Here is a 20,112-nt window from a genome sequence, read left to right as displayed (position 1 = left end):
GTGCGGGGTGTGAACGAGGGAACGTCGCAGGTCCGACGTCCCACGTCCGACGACTAGCGGGTCGGCGTCACTTGCCGAGCCACGCGTTGTGGACGGTCAGCGTCGACGTGTTGCCCTGCTTGTCCTTGACCACGGCGGAGAGCGAGATCCCGCTGTCCTTCGCCGGGCTCTTCACGGAGATCGCGCCGTTCCGGACCTGCACACGCTGCCAGGTCTTCCCGTTGTCGTAACTCACCGAGATCTCAAGGGACTTGAGGTTCCTACCGGCGGCGGAGCCCTGCACGGTCACCGGGACGACGACCGGAGCGTGCTCCGGGGCGCGGGAGGTGAGGTCGACGGGGGCGGAGAAGCGGACCGTGGACACCGGCAGTGCGGTGGTGGCCGCGACCTGCTTCGAACGGAACGTGAAGCCGGTCTCGACACGTGTCGAGGCGGCGGCGAGCCGCGCCGAGCGCTCCACCGAGGTCACCAGGCGGTACTCGGCGTCGGAGCCGTCGACCGTGAAGGGCTGAGAGCCGGTCAGCGGGTCGTCGTTCTCCGCGACCTTGACGCCGTCGCGGTACAGCGTCGAGGTGACCGAGGTGTACGGGGAGTACCCCGAGTGGCCCTGCCCGTCGGCGAACAGCGGCAGCGAGCCGACGAGCCGCTGCTCGCCCGTCGCCGGGTCGGGAGCGGTACGGAACACGCCCGCGTTCCCGCCGACGAGCGGGCCGAGGACGCCCGTGTTGAACGTCTCGCGGTACGTCCGGCCGGCCTCGTAACGCTTCGGCCGGACCATCTCCCAGCTGCCCTCGAAGGCCGGGTAGCCCCACGTGTCGGGCTCGCCCGCCTGGTCGAACTTGGTGACCCACTCGACGTCGTCGGCGGTGGAGACGTAGAAGGTGCGTGTGCCCGGCGCCGGCTGCAGGTCGGAGAAGCCGTTGCCCTCCGGCGCGCCCGGGATGTGGGCGAAGGGGGAGACGAGGGCGGACTTCCCGGGGGCGGAGGCACCGAGGCCGACCTTGAGCGTGGCCAGCTCGTTCGCCTTCACGTGCTTGGTGTAGCCCGTCGAGACCTTGTTCGTCCTGCCGCCGAAGGCCACCGAGTACTGGCTGGTGGCGTCCTTGAGGAAGTGGGCGTCCCAGGTCTGCAGCAGCGAGCCGTCGGTGACGGCCGGACCCAGGTGGGCGGTGCGGAATCCGGCGAAGCTCCTGAGGACCCAGCCGTTGCCGACCCGGCCGATGTCGGTGCCGCCGAGCTCGTAGTACGTGCCTCCGTAGTCCACCGAGTCGATGCCGGGCACGGTGAGGTCCACCGGCTTGGTGGTCCGTGCGTCGGCGGTGACGGTGGTGTCGCCGGAGATCTCCAGCTTCGGCTGGGCGATCCAGTCGGTGCCCTTGGTGTAGTCCGACGGGTCCTGGTAGACGGCCGTGTTGAAGGTGTACGTGCCCTTGGGGACCCGGACGGTGTGGCTGCCCGGTTCGTTGTCGATGCGGGTCTCGAAGCCGGCGGCGGCGCCGGAGACGCCGATCAGCGTGCTGTGGAAGTTCTGCGCGTCGGCACCGTCGCGGCCGACGGCCCGGAGCGTGACGTCGTACGACTCCGCCTCGCGCACCGCCACCGCGGCCGTGCGGACGGACTGGCCCGCGGCGGTGGCGGTGACGTAGCCCGAGTAGCTGCCGTCGGCGTCACCGATCCGGGTGTCGGCGCTCAGGTCGACCTCGGCGCGGCTGCCCGCGGGCACGGTCACCTTGTCGGCGCCGAGCGTGAAGAAACCGGCCGGGGCCGGCTTGCCCTTCGGGTCGAGCGTCGCCACCGACAGGTCGAGGGTGACGTCGGTGGTCCCGAGGTTGCGGTAGGCGACCTTCCGGGTGACGGGCCGGTCGTCGGCGTGCGGCCACTGCGCCGTGCCGAAGTTCAGCGAGACCGGATCGGCGATGACGCTCTGCGCCAGTGCCTTGTCGACCTGGACCCGGCCGGAGCCCTGCTGGAAGGCGGTGTGGTCGCCGCCCTTGGCGGACGCGATCAGCGCGCCCTTGAGCTCGGTGGCCTTCCAGTCCGGGTGACGCTGCTTCAGGATCGCCGCCGCGCCCGCGACGTGCGGGGTGGCCATGGAGGTGCCGTCGATCTGCAGATACCCCGGAGCGGGGTGAGGAGTACCGGGGCGGGTGTCGATCGCGCTTCCGGCCGCGGCGGCCGCGGCGATGGCCACCCCGGGCGCGGTCACGTCGGGCTTGACGGCGCCGTCACCGACGCGCGGGCCGGTGCTGGAGAAGGCCGCGAGGCGGTCGTCCTTGTCGACGGCGCCGACGGTCAGCGCGGCGTCCGCGCTGCCCGGCGAGCCCACCGTCGATGCGCCGCTCTCGCCCTCGTTGCCCGCGGCTGTCGCGAACAGGATCCCCTTCTCGGCGGACAGCCGGCCGACCGCCGCCTCCAGCGGGTCGACGCCGGGGCTGTCGGGGCTGCCGAGGCTGAGGTTGATCACGTCCGCGCCCTCGGCGGCGGCCCACTCCATGCCGGCGAGGACGGCGGAGTCGTCGCCGAAGCCGTTGTCGTCGAGGACCTTGCCGCTGATCACCTTGGCGCCGGGGGCGACGCCCTTGAACCGGCCGCCAGACTTGGCGCCCGTACCCGCGGCGATCGAGGCGACGTGGGTGCCGTGTCCGACACGGTCCACGGCGTCGGGGGAGGCGGAGAAGTTCTTCTCGCCGACGACCTGGGAGCTGAGGTCGTCATGGGTCTTGTCGACGCCGGTGTCGAGGACGGCGATCTTGACGCCCGTGCCGTCGTACCCGGACTCCCAGGCCTTGTCGGCGCCGATCTGCCGGACGCTGCGGTCCAGGCTCGCGGACCGCACCCCGTCCAGCCACACCGTGCCGATGCCGGAGGCGGCGGCCCGCAGGCCATCGCTCCGCCGGTCGGTCAGCGCGTCCCACACCTTGGCGACGTCGTCTGGGGAGGTACGGATGGCGTCGGCGTCGAGCGTCGGGAACGTCCGCCGCAGCTGGGTGTCGCCGGCCGCACGCACCTCGGCCCGTGCGGCACCGGCACCGCCCTCGTACTGCACGATCAGCTTGAGCCCGTCCCGGTGGCTCGCGCGCAGCCGCGCGTCGGTGAGCACATCGAGGTCGAAGAGCCGCTGGTCCAGTCGGCCGGCGGCTATGAGTGGCTGCGCGTCACTGGGCACGACCAGCGTGCGGTCGTTGACGCGCTGCACCTGTACGGGGATGTGCTCACGGCCTCGGGCGGCCTCGAAGCCCACCATCCGGCCCTTGGCGTTCACCACCACGCGGTCGCCGGTGACGAGCGCGATCCGCTGGTCGCCGCCGGGGCGCGGGAGGTCGGCCGTGGCCGTCGCGGGGCCGGTCATGCCTGCCACCAGGGCCACGGATGTGGCCGCTGCGATGGTGAAGGCGCGTGTTCTCTTCACATGTGCGCGCAAGTCTCCCCCAGGAGCTTGGGATGAGGTCGAGTGGTCGGATCCGGCCGGGACGCAACGACGCCCGCCGACCGGTCAGCGCAGTATGTGAGCTGATCAACGGCGGGGTGGGCGAGGGGGATTGGGCTGCGCGGTTTCCGGCCATCCGGAGGGCACCGAGTGCGATGGGGCCACGACGGCTCCGTGACGGCACCGTGACGACCGGGCGATCCTTGTGCGACACCGGTGCCCCCGGACCGTCCGCGCCGCAGTCCCCGTCGACCTTCCGGGACTGCCGCGCCCGCGGTCGGAGCGCGTCCCTCCCCTTGGCCGTATCCGCACCCTGGGGGAAGGACCTTCCCTCGGGGTGCGGGGACCCGGGCCGACGACCCGACCGACCCGACCCGCCCGCCCGGCCCGACCTGCCCGCCCGACCCGCCCGGCTCGACCCGCCCGCCCGACCCGGCCCGGCGGCGCGGTCGCCGGGCCGGAGCTGTCGCCCCGGGTGTGGGGCGGGTCAGCCGAAGTCGGGGATCGGGTGGTTCGGGGCGAGGGCCGCGGCGATGCGCTGGGTGATGGTGTGGGAGCTGGGCGTGGGCGCTGTGCCGGCCTGGGCGGTGGGGCCGTTCGTGGTCGAGGCGGCGAGGGCCGGGCGCTTGGAGGGGAGGTAGGCCTGGGAGGCGGAGTAGCCGAAGAACGGCGGGTGTTGTGCGATCCAGTCGCCCAGGACCTGATCTCATGGCGGGAGCATCGGCCGCGGCCTCTCCGTCACCCTCTCCGTCACCCGTTCTGTCCCCCTTCGGTCTCCGTCTCAGGTCCGGGGAGCGTCGGTGCCCGCGGGGGCGTCCCCGCCCGTGGCCGGGTCCGTGCCGGCCGTCAGCCAGGAGCCGATTCCCGGGAGCGCCTCCGGCCCGCTCTCGCCCTCCACCGTCGAAACGAGATCGGCGATCGTGGTGCCCGCGAGCGAGGCCCGCCACGCGGCTTCCGCGGCTCCCATCGCGCGGGCGACGGGGCAGGCCCGCGTGCACTTCTCCGGCGGTGTCGCCAGCGGTCCCCGCTGCCGGATCTCGGTACACACGAACGCCGGATCGGGCCCGTCGACGGCCTGGACGACGTCGAGCAGGGTGATCTCGGCGGCCTCTCTGGTCAGTACGTATCCGCCGGTCTTCCCCTGGACGGACCGCACGAGACCGGCCCGCGACAGCGCCTGCATCTGCTTGGCCAGATAGCTCGGCGACACGTCGTGCAGCTCCGCGAGGCGGGCCGCCGGCACCGGTCGGCTCGCGGCCGTGAGCACCACACAGCAGTGGAGCGCCCACTCCACGCCACCGGACAGTTTCATGTCGCCTCCCCATTTGACTCGGACACATACTATCCGAGTATTATCTCGGACATCGGGTATCCGAGTTTGCGTCCCAGGGGCCCCGCCGGGTCCACGAAGGAAGGCACACCATGAAGATCACCGTCATCGGCGGCACCGGCCTCATCGGCTCCCAGGTCGTCGCCCTGCTCCAGAAGGCCGGTCACGACGTGGTCGCCGCCTCCCTCTCCTCGGGGGTCGACCTGCTCACCGGCGCAGGCCTGGACGAGGCGCTCGCCGGCGCCCACACGGTCATCGACGTCAGCAACTCCCCGACCTTCGACGACCAGTCGCTCGACTTCTTCCGCACCACCGTGGGCAACCTGCTCGGCGCGGGCGAGCGTGCGGGCGTACGCCACCAGGTCGCGCTGTCGATCGTCGGCGTGGATCAGGTCCCCGACCTGGACTACTACCGGGCCAAGGTGCTCCAGGAGGACCTGCTGCGCGACGGCCCCACGCCGTACTCGATCGTCCGCGCCACGCAGTTCTTCGAGTTCATGGACGCGGTGATGTCCTGGACGGCGACCGACGGCGAAGTCCGGCTCCCCGCCACCCCGTTGCAGCCGATCGCGTCCGCGGACGTGGCCGCCGCCCTCGCCGACGTCGCCGCCGGGGAGCCGCTGAACGGCACGCTCGACGTCGCCGGACCCGACGCCCTCGCGCTGGACGAGATCGGCCGGATCACCCTTGCCGCCCGCGGTGACGACCGTTCCGTCGTCGTCGACGACCGGGCGGGCATGTTCGCCGCGGTCCGCGGCGACGTCCTCACCCCCGGGCCGGGCGCGCGTCTGGCCCCCACCCGCTACCGCGACTGGCTGCGCGCGTCCCTCGCCGGCTGATCGTCCTTGCCGCCCGCCGCCCGCCCGGTGGAAAGGGGTGGTCCCGTCGACCCGCCGGTGCGGCGGCGGGTCGACGGGTCTGTCGGTACTCGGACCTCGGCCCTCGGATCGTCGGTTCGTCGCGGGCCCGCGGTCCGGCCCGCGACTTCCTAGTTGAACGGGTCGAGCGTGACGTACGCCTGCTGCGGGTTGCCGTCGTGCACCAGCGACTCGTGAGCGCCGACGTCGTCGAAGGCGAAGCCGTACGCCCTGCCGTCGACCATCTGGGCGTGGATCTTGCGGGAGTAGTGGTTGGTGACCCCGTCCTTGTAGAAGTCGGCCGAGGACGTGTCCGGCTGGTTCGGGTTCGTCAGCAGGGTGGAGCGGTTGTAACCCGCGCAGAGCGTACGGGAGATGGGGCCGCGCACCTGGTCGTTGGGGGCGTCGAGGAGCTTGTAGCAGCCGAAGACGCTGTCGGAGTCGGGCTTCTGGAACGACGTGACGACGGCGCCCGACGTGTTGGTGAAGTTCATGACGTTTCCGGAAACCCGGCCGAAGTACTTCACGGACGGCTGGTTCGCGAAGGGCGTCACCGTCAGGGTCGACGAGGCGTACTTGGTCCAGACGCGGTTGATGTAGTCGTTCATCACCCCCGAGGGCAGCGCGCCGGCCTCGATGCCGTGGCCCGGGGCGAGGGCGCGCAGCACGGTGCCGTCGGCGCGGGTCTGGATGAGGTTGGCCCAGCCGCCGGGCTGGCCGCGCAGGGCGTCGTAGAAGCCCCGGTAGCCGCCGGGCTTGAGGCGGCCCGTGTTCGCGACGGTGCCGTCGGGGCGCTTCACGCCGACGGCGTAGGGCGCCGAGACCATGTCGACCTGGGTGCTGTTGATCCAGAGGCCCGAGTCGTTCAGCGTGTACTCGGACCAGTTGAAGAGGATGTTCCTGTTGGGGTCGCTGGGGTTCTGTACCGCGGGCTGTACGAGACCGCCCGTCGCCAGCTTGAACACCAGCTTCTGTCCGTAGCTGAAGTAGATCCGGCCCGAGAACTTCGGCAGCCGGATCGTCATCGACCCGCCGTTGGCGGGACCGGCGATGGCGGCGTCCGGCGCGGGTACGGGGACGGAGCCGCCGGCCGGCCAGGGGTGGAAGGTGCCGTTCGCGTCGGCCCAGCCCTGCCGGCCCGTCGAGAGCTCGGTGCCGAGGTTGTAGACGTAGACCTGTTCGCCGCGGCCGGAGTTGTTCGTGAAGGTGAGCGGAATGGTCGCGGGGACGGCGGCCTGGACGGTGTCGGACGGGCCGGCGACGGTGACGACGGTGCCGATCAGCGCGGCGGCGGCCAGGGTCACGACTGCGGCGCGGCCGTGCCTGCGCCTGCGGTGTGCGGACACGTGGGGCTCCTCGGAGGTGGGGACTCCGTGTGGGGGGAATCCGTGGGTGGGTGAGTGGGGCTTTGGGCCTCGCAGGCCCTGAGAGCGCTCTCAAGAATGGTGAGAGTGAGATGGACCTGTCAATGGTTGGGGTGGGCCTGTGTGCGCTCGGGGCGCGGTGGGGGCGGGTTCGGGACGCCCGATCGGCGCAGGCGCGGCGCGCCTCGGCTGCCTGGGCGGTGGTCCGTGGAGGATCGACGGGAGGTGGCCGCGATGTCGGTGTCCAGGATGTCGGCGACGCTTCCCGCCGCCCGGAACCCCCGCCCCCACCAGCTGAAGAGATCCGCTCATGACACTGTTCGAGGACCCGCTGTTCCCCGCCCGGGTGGCGGCGTGACCGCCGCCCCGCGCGGGGACGCGCCGGGTGAAGGCCGCTACGGTGAGGCCGTGTTCCCACCCGAACGGGCGGGCGAGGGCGAGCGCATCGACTACGGCGCGCTCGCCTACGACGACATCACCATGGCGCGCTTCCGCGCGCTCGGGGTCGGTCCGGGCTGGCGGTGCCTGGATGTGGGCGCCGGGACGGGCACGGTCTCCCGTCGGCTGCTCGACGAGGCCGGGGTGACGGGCGTGCTCGCCGTGGACCGCGATGTGCGCTTTCTCGTCGAGCGTCCCGTGACCGGCCTCGACGTGATCGAGGCCGACGTCACCGACCCCGACTTCGACCCCGGCCGGTTCCGGCTCGTCCACGCGCGTTTCGTGCTCATGCACCTTCCCGAGCACGACCGAGTGATCAGCCGACTCGCCGAACTCGTCGCGCCCGGCGGCGTGCTGGTGCTCAGCGACGCGGTGGACCTGACGAGCGACCGGGCGCCCGACACCCCGTACACCGTGGTGATGCGGGCGATGTGGCAGGCACTGAGAGAGACCATCGGCACCGACGTCTCCTGGGTGCCGACGTATCCGCAGTTGCTCCGCGGTGCGGGCCTGGTGCCCGTCGCCGCCGAGATCCATGTGCCGCCGCTGCTGGCGGGGAGCCCGATCAGCCGCTTCTGGGCGGACACGTGGGAGCGGAGCAGGGCGCCGATGCTGGCGACCGGTCTGGTCGACGACGCGGCCGTCGACGCGGCGATCCGGTACCTGGGATCCGACGGATGCGCCGCGCTGTCGGCGGGCATGCTCACGGCCTGGGGCCGGAAGCCTGGGGAGGTCCTTTAGCCGTCGGCTCTTCGGGGGCCGAGGCCGGGTGCTCCGGGCGACCCGCCGGCGGGGGCCGTGGGGCCGACGGGGGCCGTGGGACCAACGGGGGCCGTGGGGCCGACGGGGGTCACCCCGCGGCGCAGGGGCCGCGGCGGGCGTAGTCGCCGGTGACGAGCATCAGCGGCGGTTCCCAGGCCACCAGGGGCAGGCAGGTGGCGGAGGGTCATGCGACGGTCGCCGGGCTCGTCGAAGAGGCCGGCCCCAACGCCGAGACCGGGGCGGACTGTTCATCGCGGCGGAGACGGTCCGGAGCCGCCTCGCCGCCGTCCAGCGCGGGATCGGAGCCCGCAACGGATCGGCAGCGCGGCCTGGACCTGGGGGCACGCGCGCGTCGACGCCGGGGAGCATCACCCGCCGGGGGCGATCGCGTCCAGGCCCTTGGCCAGGTCCTCGGGGTTCATGACCGGCGAGTAGTGGACCTTGGCGTTGAGCTTGAGGAAGAAGGGCTCCGAGATCTTCGGCATCAGCGACGGATCGGCCATGTCGAAGAACAGGTAGGCGGTCCGGCAACCGTTCTCGACCGTGAAGTACGCCGCTTCGGGACGGACCTCCCGGAGGGCATCCTCCATGATCGTCTGCAGCGTGCCCGCTCGGATGGCCTCGTTCGAGGCCGGGGTGTCCATCTGGACCTTCAGGAGCATGCGCATGACGTCGCTGCCTCTCCCGGCCGGGCGGGCGCTCCACCGGCGACGCCCTCGACAGCCCGACGCGCTCAGTTCAAGCGTCCTCCTTCCTCTCGGCGGCGACCACTCGACGGGCGGGGCCGGTCCGGCCGTCGGTCGAGGGTCGGTCGGCCCACCTTCGGAGGTGACCGCCGAAGTCCCTGCTCAGGTCGGAGGAACGGCGGGGTGCCGTCGACGCGGATCGGTCGACGCGCGAGGGGTGGTGTCCGGTGCGAGGCTGAGGGCGTACCCGGCGTACCCCGGAACCGTGAAAGGCCTTCGCCATGATCACCACCGACTTCGTCCCCGGCTCCCCCTGCTGGCTCGACCTCGGCGCTCCCGACGTCCCGGCCGCCGCGGCCTTCTACGGCGGTGTGCTCGGGTGGGACTACGAGTCCATGGGGGAGGGGGAGGACATGGAGGGAGGGATGTTCCGGAACGACGGGAAGATCGTCGCCGGTCTCGGCAAGCTCACCGAGGAGGGCGCGCGTTCGGCCTGGATGATCTACTACAGCGTCGCCGACGCGGACGCCACGACCCGGGCCGTGGAGGAGGCCGGCGGCACCGTTCGGGTCGCGCCCATGGACCTCGACGAGTGGGGGCGGATGGCGCAGTACAGCGACCCGCTGGGCGGCCAGTTCGCGGTCTGGCAGCCGGGGTCGAACCAGGGTGTCGAGCAGGTCGACGCGCCGGGCTCGCTGTCCTGGACCGAGCTGTACACGAGCGACGCCGAGGCGGCGAAGCAGTTCTACACCGGCGTCTTCGGCTGGCAGTACAGCGACATGCCGATGCCCGGCGGGGAGGGCACGTACACGATCATCACCCCCGCGGGACTGCCCGAGGAGCGGATGCACGGCGGCCTCATGCAGGTGAGCGAGGCGGACCTCGCTCTCGCGCACGGGCGGCCGTACTGGCACCCCGTCTTCGCCGTCAGCGACTGCGACGCCGCGGTGGCCAGGGTCACCGCCAGTGGCGGCAACGTGCAGATGGGGCCGGACGACGCGGAGGGCGTCGGACGGCTCGCCGTCTGCCTCGACCCGTCGAACGCCGACTTCGTCGTCCTGGCCCCGCCCGCCGGCTGAGCGGCGGGGCCGGGACGAGCGGCGTGGGCGAGGAGGGGCGTGGGCCGGTGGGGCCGAGGGCGACGGTCAGCGGGCCAACTGGCCTTCCAGCCACTGCAGGACCTCCGGCGTCACCGGGTCGGTGATGTCGGCGAACTCCTCGTGCTTCTTCAGGAACTTGGCCACGTACGGGCAGACCGGCACGACCCGCATACCCGACGCGCGCACGTCGGTCAGGGCCTGCTCGACCAGGATCGAGGCCAGGCCCCGGCCCGCGTAGGCGTCGTCGATCTCGGTGTGGAAGAAGACGCGCCGGTCGTCGCGGTCGCGGTACGCCGTGAGGCCGGCGCGCTGGTCGTCGACCAGGATCTCGTAGCGGTGGCGGGGGTCGACGCGGCGGACGACGGGGGTGGTTGCTGCCTGCTCGCTCATGATGACGTGCCTCTCGGGTCGAAGGGTCCGTGGGGTGTCGGGTCGGTTGGTATGGGGTCGGTGAGGTGCGAGGGTGCGTGGCTCAGGCGCGGGGCGGGTTTCCGCGGGGGGTGAGGGCGGCGTTCGGCAGGGCCGGGGCGGGGAGGCGGTCGCCGGGGTAGCCGTCGACGTGGCCGAAGCGGTCGGAGGCGCGCTCCCACTCCTCCCTGGCCTCGACGATGTCCTGGTTGCTGCGGCCGATGAAGTTCCACCACATGACGATCTCCTCGCCGAAGGGCGTACCGCCGATGAGGACCGCCCGCGCGCGGTGTTCGGACTCGTTCGTCAGGATCAGGGTGTCGTGTCCGGTGTCGACGTAACCGAGTTCGGCCGGGCGGAGGAGGGTTCCGGCGAACCGGACGTCTCCTTCGTCGACGAGTAGGCCGTGCTCGTGGGCCGGGTCGACGGGGAGGACGACCGTGGCGCCGGAGTCGATGAGGAGCTCGGCGCCGAGGAGCGGGGTGAAGGTGTGCACGGGGGAGGTCTCGCCGGCGAGCGAGCCGAGGAACACCCGGAGTTCAGCGCCGTCGAGCCGCACCGGCTTCGGGGCGTGGTGCTGGAAGTCGCGGTCGGCGTGCCGGTGTTCGTCGGGCAGCGCCACCCACAGCTGCACCCCGTGCAGGACGGTGGTGCCGGGGGTGGAGACCTCGGTGTGGCTGATGCCGTGGCCGCCGGTCATGAGGTTCAGTTCTCCGGGGCGTACGAACGCGTGGCTGCCCAGGCTGTCGCGGTGCTCGATCTCCCCGCTGAAGAGCCAGCTCACGGTCTGCAGGCCGGTGTGCGGATGGGGGGCGACGTCCATGCCGCCGGACTCGGCGACCCGGTCGGGGCCGTAGTGGTCGGCGAAGCACCAGGCGCCGATCAGGGTGCGGGACCGCTGGGGCAGGGTGCGCCGTACGGTCATGGCGCGCGGCCCGCCCAGCGGGACGTCCCGCGCGGAGAGAATCTCGACCTCCGTGTCGCTCATGCCCGACCCCTCTCCATCCGTGCTCGTCCAGCGATATAGTTTCGCTTTCAACAACTATGGATGATCATAGCCCCAGAACCCGTGACGCGCACGGATTCCTCGAAGGAGCGCATGGTGAACGACGCGAACGACCGCGTGAACGACGTGAGCGACCACGTGAGCGACGTCAACGAAGGGAACGACATGACGGACGGTCGACGGGTCTACCTCGACAAGCAGAGCCCCGCGGCCTACCGGGCGCTGGTCCACACCGCCGACGCCGTCCGCGCGACCGCCGCCGAGGCGGGGCTCGACCGGATCCTGGTCGAGCTGGTCAACCTCCGGGTGTCGCAGATCAACGGCTGCGCCTACTGCCTCGACGTCCACACCAGGGCCGCGCTGCGGGCCGGCGAGACCACCCGGCGCCTCGGTGTGCTCCCCGCCTGGCGGGACACCGAGCTCTTCACAGCACGGGAACGCGCGGCCCTCGCCCTGGCGGAGGCCACGACCGACCCGGCGGACCGTCTCGCGCAGGACCGGGCGTACGGTGCGGCGCGCGCGGTCCTGGACGACGAGGAGATCTCGGCGGTGATCTGGGTGGCGATCGCCATCAACGCCTTCAACCGCGTGTCGATCCTCAGCCGTCATCCCGTACGCGACGCCGCACCCGCCACCGCCCCTGCACCCGCCACCGCCGCCCCTACATCCGCCGCCGCCACCGACCCCACTTCCGCATCCGCCGCGCTTCCGGTGGACGCTACGGCCTGACCCACGCCGCGTCGGTGGCCGCCAGACGTCTCGTGACGGCGGCGGCCGCCACCAGCAGGGCGAGGGCCACGCCCAGGACGACCGCGAGCCCGGCGTCGAGGAGCAGGGCACCGGCGAGGGCGCCGAGGACCATCGCCAGGACGGACAGGATCCGCCGGCCGGGACGGGGGTCGTCGCCACCGGCCGGGGCGGAGTCCGAGGCGAGCCCGGTCAGCGTCTGGGTCAGCACGGTCGTGGTCAGGTCCGGCACGCCGATGCGGCGGGCCACCGCCGTCTGCATCCCCATGGCGAGGCCGAGGGCGACGATCAGCGCGTACCGGGCCGGCGCGCCCACCCTGTCGTGTGCCACGAGGGCGATGACGAGCGCCGCGGCGACGAGCACCGCCTGCAGGGCGAGCGCCGAGGTGAGCAGCCGCCCGCGATGGGCCGCGAAGCGGGTGCCGAACCGGCCACCCACCACCGCGCCGACGAGGAACGAGGCCAGGGAGACGAGGGAGGCGGGCGCGGACAGGCCCTCGGCGCCCGCGAGGGCGAAGCCCAGGAGCGCCACGTTGCCGGTCATGTTGGCCACGAAGACCTGCCCGAGCCCCAGAAAGCTCACCGCGTCCACCAGCCCCGTGACCAAGGTCAGGGTCAGCATGAGCGGCGGCAGTGGCCCGTGCCGGTCGCCCCGGGGCGGCACCAGCGTGTGAGCGACGTCGACCAGCAGCTTGCGCATCCCTCGGACACTCCTTCCGCGACGGGGTCCGCGGCCAGGATCCGAAGCCCTTCTGTGACGTACACCGACTCCCTCCCGATCGCGTGCCTCGCCACGCCGGAGCGCGCCGGGCGCGGTGTCGTGGTCCGCCTTCCGCCGGTAGTGCCATCGGGCGGTGCGGGAGGGGCGCGGCCGTGTCCGTCGGCGGGGCCGGGCGTTGTGAGGGTGTGATCTCTACACGACGCATTTCCTCAGTTCTCGCCGTCGCCGCCGCGTTCTCGTGCCTCGGCGCCTCCGCGGCGCAGGCCGTCGCCACCACCAGCCCGCTCGGTCCGCCGATCAACCCGGTCAGCGAACTCGACGCGCTCGCCACGACCGGGATCCCGGAGGAGTCCAAGGCGCAGTTCCCCGGCATCGCGGGTCAGCTCGGCGGCCTCAGCCAGGTGCACCAGGTGAACCAGCTCCACCAGCTCACCGACCTGGCCGCGCCGGCCACGGGGCTGCTGCCCGAGGTCTCCTGACCGGCCCTCCGGACGGAAGAACCGGCATCGCGCGGAGAGCGCGGTGCCGGTTCTCTCTTGTGCGGGGTCCTCCGTCGCGCGGCTCGCGGGCTTCGCCCTGCCGGTTCTCTGTTGTGCGGGGTCCTCCGTCGCGCGCGCGGGCCGGTGTCACCAGCCGAAGCGGCGGTCGACCAGCGCGGCGAACTCCTCGAACGACAGGACGCGGTCGCCGTTCTGGTCGGCCTGGTCGAACAGGGCCGAGGCGTCGTCGTCGGTCCCCACGCCCCACGTGGGGATCACGCCCTGTGCGGCCAGGGTCGGGCCCTTGGCCCGCAGCGCGTTGATGACCTCGATGCGCGTCAGGCTGCCGTCATGGTCGAGGTCGAGCGCGTCGAAGAGAGTACGGGCCTTGTCGCTCATGATGTGTCCTGCTTCCCTGTGGCCGTGGCTGGTGCATCGGCCGATGCGTCCCTGTGCAGAAGGACGCAGGGTTCGCCCTTCGCGTTGCCTCGTGGCCCGTCATCGGGCCCGGTCGCGTGGCGCGGACCGCCGCCCGGAAGAGGCGGCGAGGGGTTGTCCACAGGTTTCGGCGGTGCGGCCGGGGTGTCCGTGGCGGCCGATAGGGTGGGTGAATGGTCCTTTCCGACGGTTCCGCCGTGATCTCCGAGGCAGCGCAGGTGCTCCACCGCGTCTTCGGTTACAGCTCCTTCCGAGGCGTGCAGCAGGAGATCATCGAGCAGGTCGTCGACGGCGGCGACGCCCTCGTGCTGATGCCGACCGGCGGCGGAAAGTCCCTCTGCTACCAGATCCCGGCCCTGGTCAGAGACGGCACCGGCGTCGTGATCTCGCCGCTGATCGCCCTCATGCAGGACCAGGTGGACGCGCTCAGGGCCCTCGGGGTGCGGGCCGGATTCCTGAACTCGACCCAGGATCCGTACGAGCGGCAGGCCGTCGAGCAGGCCTTCCTCGCCGACGAGCTCGATCTGCTCTATCTGGCTCCCGAGCGTCTCCGCACCGAGGGCACCCAGCGGCTCCTCGACCGGGGCAAGGTGTCGCTCTTCGCCATCGACGAGGCGCACTGTGTCGCCCAGTGGGGCCACGACTTCCGGCCCGACTACCTCGCGCTCTCCATGCTCCACGAGCGCTGGCCCAAGGTGCCGCGGATCGCGCTGACCGCGACGGCCACCGAGGCCACCCACAAGGAGATCGCGGCACGGCTCGGTCTGGAGGACGCCCGGCACTTCGTCGCCGGCTTCGACCGGCCGAACATCCAGTACCGCATCGTCCCGAAGAACAGCCCGCACAAGCAGCTGCTCGAACTGATCAGGACCGAGCACGACGGGGACGCCGGAGTCGTCTACTGCCTCTCCCGCGCCTCGGTGGAGAAGACCGCGGCCCTCCTCGTGGAGAACGGCATCGACGCCGTCCCGTACCACGCCGGCATGGACGCCCGTGCGCGCGCGGCCAACCAGGCCCGCTTCCTCCGGGAGGACGGGGTCGTCGTGGTGGCGACCATCGCGTTCGGCATGGGCATCGACAAGCCCGACGTACGCTTCGTGGCCCACCTCGACCTGCCCAAGTCCGTCGAGGGCTACTACCAGGAGACCGGCCGCGCCGGCCGCGACGGCGAGCCCGCCACCGCCTGGCTGGCGTACGGCCTCCAGGACGTCGTCCAGCAGCGCAAGATGATCGACGGCTCCGAGGGCGACGAGCAGCACCGGCGCGCCCTCGCCATGCACCTGGAGGCCATGCTCGCGCTGTGCGAGACGGTCGACTGCCGCCGCGTGCGTCTCCTCGCCTACTTCGGCCAGTCCGGTCAGCCCTGCGGAAACTGCGACACCTGCCTGACCCCGGCCGAGTCCTGGGACGGCACCGTCGCCGCGCAGAAGCTGCTGTCCACCGTGTGGCGACTGGCCAAGGAGCGTCGCCAGAAGTTCGGCGCCGGACAGATCATCGACATCCTCCAGGGCAAGAAGACGGCCAAGGTCATCCAGTTCGACCACGACGGCCTCTCAGTGTTCGGAGTCGGCGCCGACCTGGGCACCGCCGAGTGGCGGGGGGTCGTGCGGCAGCTCCTCGCGCTGGGGCTCCTCGCGGTGGAGGGCGACTACGGCACCCTCGTGCTCACGGAGGAGAGCGGCGAGGTGCTCGGCGGGCGCCGCACCGTCACCATGCGCAAGGAGAAGGCGCCGGCCGCCGCCCCCCGCAAGGAAACCGGCGGGCGCTCCGGGAAGAGCGCCCGTGTGCCCGTCGACCTGCCGGCGGCCGCGGTGCCGGTCTTCGAGGCGCTGCGCGCCTGGCGGGCCGCGACGGCACGCGAGCAGGGCGTCCCGGCGTACGTCGTGTTCCACGACGCCACGCTGCGGGAGATCGCGACACAGCTCCCCACGACGGTCGAGGAGCTCGGGACCATCGGCGGTGTCGGCCAGGCCAAGCTGGCGAAGTACGCCGAGGGTGTGCTGGAGGCGCTGGCGGAGAGCGGGGCCGACGCCGCGGCCGCCGGGGCGGGAACCGCGCCCGCTGCGGCTCCCGCCGCCGCGCCCGCAGGTGCCGCCGCCCCGGCGGTCCCCGTCGCGCGGTCCGCGGCATCCGCGCGGTCCGTGCCGTCCGCACCTTCCGCGCCGGACCACGAGGCCGCGTACGACGAGGAGCCGCCCTACGACATGGACGGGACGGAGGAGCCGCCTCCGCCCTACGACGACTGGCGGTAGGCGGCCGGCGACGGGCGCCGCCCCACGCACCGACTCCTCACCCCCTCCGTTCTGCTCAGGCGGGCTGCGGGGTGAGGCGGCGCAGGCCCCGGCGGTCGTAGTACCGGGTCATGGCGAAGCCGAACGCCAGGGCCAGAACCGTGCCGACGGCGATCATGATCCAGCCGCGGGCCAGACCCGCGTCGGCGCGGGCGTCGAAGTACAGGATGGACCGGACGCCGGCGCCGAGCTGGTGCATCGGCTCGAAGAGGCCCAGGAAGCGGAAGAAGCCCGGGGTGGCCTCCAGGGGGACGGTCGCGCCCGAGGAGGGGAGGGCGAGGGCGATGAAGACGAACATGGAGACGAGCTGGCCGATGCCGCCGAACGCGGCGTTGATGGCCTGGACGCCCAGGCCGACGGCGACCGTCGCGCAGTAGGAGAACAGCCACAGCATCGGCAGGTGCGAGGCGTCCATGCCCAGGATCGTGATCGTGGCCACCATGACGAGCGTCGTGGTCAGGACCGAGATGCCCGCCGTCATCAGCATCTTCAGGACCAGCGTCTGCGTGCGGTCGATCGGGACCGTCGGGTGCCGGGAGTGCCAGGGGCCGATCTCGCTGTCGGCGTAGCCGAGCGCGGTGTCGACGCCGCTGTTGACGAGGTTGCCGCCGATGAAGCCGCCGAGGACGAGCAGCAGGGTGTAGTAGAAGGCGGTCAGGCCCAGACCGCTGTGCCGGCCGATCGGATGGCCGACCTGGGTGGTGACGGCGACCGGATCGGCCAGGAGCAGCCGGGTCGTCGGGTCGTCGGTGGAGGCGGCCAGCTGCTTGCCGATGGTCAGCGAGGCCTGATGGGCCGCGTTCTGGTTGATCTGGGCCGTGAGCGACGAACCCAGACTGCCCAGGCCCGGATTGGTGAGCACGGTGATCGTCGGCCGTACCGTCGCCCGGTTCGTGGTCAGGGCGGAGACGGACGCGGTGAAGTTCTCCGGGACGACGAGGGCGCCGAAGATCTCGCCGGACGCCAGTGCGTCCTGTGCCTGCGCGCGGTCGAGCCGCCGCCAGTCGACGCTGGTGTTCGAGGAACCGGCGGCGACGATCCTGTCGGTGATCTGCTTCCCCAGGGGCTCCCGCTGTCCGGGCAGCGGGGCGCCCCGGTCCTCGTCGACCAGGGCCACGGGCAGCTTGTGCAGATTGTCGTTCGGATTGAGGATGCCGCCCATGTAGAGGAGCGACAGGCCCACGGCGACCAGTGCGCTCAGGACGGTCGGGACGAACCACAGCTTGGGGTTGCGGACCAGGTTCCGGGCGCGGACCTGCGGTCCGGGGGTGTGCGGGGGGATCGCGGACGTCATGGTGTCATCGTCGACGCGCGCGCCGCCGTGGCGGGGATTGCGGCCCGTACGGGTGGGGCGGGCGTGTCGGGCGCGGGGAGGGCGCGGGGAAGGGCGCGGGGAGGGGCGCCGGACAGGGCACCGACCGAGCGGGGTCCACTCCGGTTGCGTCGCCCTATACGTCACGTTTGAGTGAGAACGATCCCTCTTGCGTCTCTGGAGCTGACATGTCGATGGCGTTCGGTTCACCCTTCGGTTCGTCCGATCCGTTCAGCGACATGCTGAACCGGTTCTTCGGGATGTCGCCGGCGTCCTCGCCCCCAGCCGTCCAGCGCGTCCCGATCGGCCGCCTCCTGACCGAGTCCTCGCACGAACTCCTCAACCTGGCCGCCCGGAAGGCCGTCGAGGACGGCACCTCCGACCTCGACACGGAACACCTGCTGTGGGCGGCGACCCAGGTCGACCCCTCGCGCCGGCTGCTGTCCCAGGTCGGCGTCGACCCCGAGGCGCTCGCCGCCCAGCTCGACCGGGTACTGCCCCGGGAGTCCGGCGAGCCCTCCTCGGAGCCCGGACTCACCCCGGCCGCCAAGCGCACGCTCGCCGCCGCCTACGGCCGCTCGCAGGAGGCGGGCGTGTCGTACATCGGCCCCGAGCACATCCTCGCGGCCCTCCTCGCCGACTCCGACTCCGGGGCGACCCGGCTCCTGGGCGCGGACGACCACGACGTGAAGAAGCTGCGCGGCCTCACGGACCGGGCGAGCCGCTCCGACGGCGGTGCCCCCGCCGCAGGGAAGCAGCCGAACCAGCCGGCCACCACCCTGGACGAGTTCGGCAGGGACCTCACGGACGAGGCGAAGGCGGGCAGGCTCGACCCGGTGGTCGGCCGCGCCGAGGAGATCGAGCAGACCATCGAGATCCTCTCGCGGCGCTCCAAGAACAACCCCGTGCTCATCGGCGAGCCCGGCGTCGGCAAGACCGCCATCGTCGAGGGCCTCGCCCAGCGGATCGTGGCGGGCGAGGTGCCCGACACCCTGAAGGGCAAGCGCGTCGTCTCCCTCGACCTGTCGGGTCTGGTGGCCGGAGCGCAGTACCGCGGCCAGTTCGAGGAGCGCCTCAAGAAGGTCATCGAGGACGTCCAGGAGGCCGGTGGCGACATCATCCTCTTCATCGACGAACTCCACACGGTCGTCGGCGCGGGCGCGTCGGGCGAGGGCGCGATGGACGCGGGCAACATGCTCAAGCCCGCCCTCGCGCGCGGCGAGCTGCACGTCGTCGGCGCGACGACGATCGACGAGTACCGCAAGCACATCGAGAAGGACGCCGCACTCGAACGGCGCTTCCAGCCCGTCCTCATCCCGGAGCCGACGGTCGAGGAGACCGTGCAGATCCTCGAAGGACTGCGGGACGCGTACGAGGCACACCACCAGGTCCGGTTCGCCGACGGCGCCCTCGCGGCGGCGGCGGAGCTCTCCGACCGGTACATCAGCGACCGCTTCCTGCCCGACAAGGCCATCGACCTGATGGACCAGGCGGGCGCGCGCGTACGGCTGCGCAGCGCCGGCCGCTCCACCGAGGTCGTCAGCCGGGAGGACCGGCTCGCCAGGCTCCAGCGGGAGAAGGACCAGGCCGTCGCCGCCGAGCAGTTCGAGAAGGCCTCGGACCTGAAGCGGCAGATCGCCGATGTGGAGGGCGAGATCGCGGGCATCGAGGAGCGCCGCGAGGGCGTCGTCTCGGTCACCGCCGCCGACATCGCCGACATCGTCTCGCGTCGCACCGGCATCCCCGTCTCCCAGCTTACCGCCAGCGAGAAGGAGAAGCTCCTCAAGCTGGAGGAGGAGATGCACGCCCGGATCGTCGGCCAGGACGAGGCGGTCACCGCGGTCTCCGAGGCCGTACGCCGCAACCGCGCCGGCATGGGCGACCCGAACCGCCCCGTCGGCTCGTTCCTCTTCCTCGGCCCCACGGGCGTCGGCAAGACCGAACTCGCCAAGACCCTCGCCGAACTGCTCTTCGGCGAGGACGACCGCATGATCCGGTTCGACATGAGCGAGTTCCAGGAGAAGCACACCGTCGCCCGGCTCGTCGGAGCGCCTCCCGGATACGTCGGTTACGAGGAGGCCGGCCAGCTCACCGAGAAGGTGCGCCGCAACCCGTACAGCGTGGTCCTCTTCGACGAGGTGGAGAAGGCGCACCCCGACGTCTTCAACACGCTGCTCCAGATCCTCGACGACGGGCGGCTCACCGACGGACAGGGCCGCACGGTCGACTTCCGGCACTGCGTCATCATCATGACGTCCAACATCGGCGCCCACCGGATCCTCGCCCACGAGGGCGACGCGGCCGAGCTCAGGAGCGAGCTGATGGAGGACCTGCGGGGCCGGTTCCTGCCGGAGTTCCTCAACCGCATCGACGACATCATCGTCTTCCACAGCCTCACCGAGAAGGACCTGTCGGAGATCGTCGACCACCTCCTGGACCGCAGCAAGCACCGGGTGCGCGCCCAGGGCATGACCCTCGACGTCACGGAGGCGGCGAAGAAACTGCTCGTGGCCCACGGCTACCAGCCGGAGTTCGGCGCCCGCCCGCTGCGCCGCACCATCCAGACGGAACTCGACAACCGCATCGCCTCCCTGCTGCTCGGCGGAGAGGCGGAGCCGGGGGACACGATCGTCGCCGACGTGATCGACGACTCCCTCCACTGCACCATCCAGAAGGGCGGCGACGGCGCCGGGAGGGCCCCCGAGGCCTCCGTGACGTCCGCCGCCACCGACGGCAAGGAGTGAGA

General features: G+C 72.0%; 16 protein-coding genes. 7 read left to right on the top strand and 9 right to left on the bottom strand.

Annotation, left to right across the window (positions count from 1 at the left end):
- Window positions 1-67: 67 nt before the first annotated feature.
- Together ACIP84_RS06000 and ACIP84_RS05995 are read right to left on the bottom strand one after the other, a co-directional pair.
- Complete coding sequence (locus ACIP84_RS06000) at window positions 68-3,409, bottom strand: S8 family peptidase (RefSeq protein WP_401795010.1); 3,342 nt, start codon at window positions 3,407-3,409, stop codon at window positions 68-70.
- Window positions 3,410-4,208: 799 nt separating this feature from the next.
- On the bottom strand, window positions 4,209-4,739 hold the full coding sequence (locus ACIP84_RS05995) for an RrF2 family transcriptional regulator (RefSeq protein WP_401795007.1): 531 nt from the start codon (window positions 4,737-4,739) through the stop codon (window positions 4,209-4,211).
- A 110-nt stretch (window positions 4,740-4,849) separates the two neighbouring features.
- On the opposite strand from ACIP84_RS05995, the gene ACIP84_RS05990 reads away from it, so the two are divergent.
- Window positions 4,850-5,596, top strand: coding sequence for an SDR family oxidoreductase (locus ACIP84_RS05990; protein ID WP_401795004.1), 747 nt, complete (start codon window positions 4,850-4,852; stop codon window positions 5,594-5,596).
- A 149-nt stretch (window positions 5,597-5,745) separates the two neighbouring features.
- On the opposite strand, the gene ACIP84_RS05985 is transcribed toward ACIP84_RS05990, so the two are convergent.
- Window positions 5,746-6,960: a glycoside hydrolase family 64 protein gene (locus ACIP84_RS05985; protein WP_401795001.1), complete on the bottom strand. Its 1,215-nt coding sequence runs from the start codon at window positions 6,958-6,960 to the stop codon at window positions 5,746-5,748.
- Between the two features lie 372 nt (window positions 6,961-7,332).
- Here ACIP84_RS05985 and ACIP84_RS05980 point away from each other — a divergent pair, with 372 nt between their 5' ends.
- The gene (locus ACIP84_RS05980) at window positions 7,333-8,157 is read left to right on the top strand and encodes a class I SAM-dependent methyltransferase (protein WP_401794998.1); all 825 of its coding nucleotides are present in this window, start codon (window positions 7,333-7,335) and stop codon (window positions 8,155-8,157) included.
- A 389-nt stretch (window positions 8,158-8,546) separates the two neighbouring features.
- Here the strand turns inward: ACIP84_RS05980 and ACIP84_RS05975 are convergent, their stop codons facing one another.
- Window positions 8,547-8,846 (bottom strand): hypothetical protein, encoded by a 300-nt coding sequence (locus ACIP84_RS05975; protein WP_355961387.1) that lies wholly within the window; start codon window positions 8,844-8,846, stop codon window positions 8,547-8,549.
- A 299-nt stretch (window positions 8,847-9,145) separates the two neighbouring features.
- Here ACIP84_RS05975 and ACIP84_RS05970 point away from each other — a divergent pair, with 299 nt between their 5' ends.
- On the top strand, window positions 9,146-9,943 hold the full coding sequence (locus ACIP84_RS05970) for a VOC family protein (RefSeq protein WP_401794995.1): 798 nt from the start codon (window positions 9,146-9,148) through the stop codon (window positions 9,941-9,943).
- Between the two features lie 66 nt (window positions 9,944-10,009).
- Here the strand turns inward: ACIP84_RS05970 and ACIP84_RS05965 are convergent, their stop codons facing one another.
- Entirely contained in the window at window positions 10,010-10,354 is a 345-nt protein-coding gene (locus ACIP84_RS05965; RefSeq protein ID WP_401794992.1) for a GNAT family N-acetyltransferase, read from the bottom strand.
- Between the two features lie 82 nt (window positions 10,355-10,436).
- The gene (locus ACIP84_RS05960) at window positions 10,437-11,360 is read right to left on the bottom strand and encodes a pirin family protein (RefSeq protein WP_401794989.1); all 924 of its coding nucleotides are present in this window, start codon (window positions 11,358-11,360) and stop codon (window positions 10,437-10,439) included.
- Window positions 11,361-11,543: 183 nt separating this feature from the next.
- On the opposite strand from ACIP84_RS05960, the gene ACIP84_RS05955 reads away from it, so the two are divergent.
- The gene (locus ACIP84_RS05955) at window positions 11,544-12,107 is read left to right on the top strand and encodes a carboxymuconolactone decarboxylase family protein (RefSeq protein WP_401795695.1); all 564 of its coding nucleotides are present in this window, start codon (window positions 11,544-11,546) and stop codon (window positions 12,105-12,107) included.
- Here ACIP84_RS05955 and ACIP84_RS05950 read toward each other — a convergent pair.
- Complete coding sequence (locus tag ACIP84_RS05950; RefSeq protein ID WP_401794986.1) at window positions 12,097-12,825, bottom strand: YoaK family protein; 729 nt, start codon at window positions 12,823-12,825, stop codon at window positions 12,097-12,099. The genes ACIP84_RS05955 and ACIP84_RS05950 overlap by 11 nt on opposite strands.
- Window positions 12,826-13,031: 206 nt before the next feature.
- Here ACIP84_RS05950 and ACIP84_RS05945 point away from each other — a divergent pair, with 206 nt between their 5' ends.
- Window positions 13,032-13,325 carry a hypothetical protein gene (locus ACIP84_RS05945; protein ID WP_055603749.1) on the top strand — a complete coding sequence of 98 codons (294 nt, stop codon included), beginning with the start codon at window positions 13,032-13,034 and terminating at the stop codon, window positions 13,323-13,325.
- Window positions 13,326-13,472: 147 nt separating this feature from the next.
- On the opposite strand, the gene ACIP84_RS05940 is transcribed toward ACIP84_RS05945, so the two are convergent.
- On the bottom strand, window positions 13,473-13,724 hold the full coding sequence (locus tag ACIP84_RS05940) for an EF-hand domain-containing protein (RefSeq protein WP_355961374.1): 252 nt from the start codon (window positions 13,722-13,724) through the stop codon (window positions 13,473-13,475).
- 212 nt (window positions 13,725-13,936) lie between these two features.
- Between ACIP84_RS05940 and recQ the strand changes: the two genes are divergently transcribed.
- Window positions 13,937-16,015 (top strand): DNA helicase RecQ, encoded by a 2,079-nt coding sequence (gene recQ / locus ACIP84_RS05935; RefSeq protein WP_401794982.1) that lies wholly within the window; start codon window positions 13,937-13,939, stop codon window positions 16,013-16,015.
- A gap of 55 nt (window positions 16,016-16,070) precedes the next feature.
- Here the strand turns inward: recQ and ACIP84_RS05930 are convergent, their stop codons facing one another.
- The gene (locus ACIP84_RS05930) at window positions 16,071-17,348 is read right to left on the bottom strand and encodes a YhgE/Pip domain-containing protein (protein ID WP_401794979.1); all 1,278 of its coding nucleotides are present in this window, start codon (window positions 17,346-17,348) and stop codon (window positions 16,071-16,073) included.
- 206 nt (window positions 17,349-17,554) lie between these two features.
- Here ACIP84_RS05930 and ACIP84_RS05925 point away from each other — a divergent pair, with 206 nt between their 5' ends.
- Window positions 17,555-20,110: an ATP-dependent Clp protease ATP-binding subunit gene (locus ACIP84_RS05925; RefSeq protein ID WP_401794976.1), complete on the top strand. Its 2,556-nt coding sequence runs from the start codon at window positions 17,555-17,557 to the stop codon at window positions 20,108-20,110.
- Window positions 20,111-20,112 lie beyond the last annotated feature (2 nt).

It is taken from the genome of Streptomyces sp. NPDC088707, from assembly GCF_044752725.1.
GTDB lineage: Bacteria > Actinomycetota > Actinomycetes > Streptomycetales > Streptomycetaceae > Streptomyces.
The sequence above is the reverse complement of the archived record's forward strand: the minus strand, read 5'-3'. Positions and strand labels throughout refer to the sequence as shown.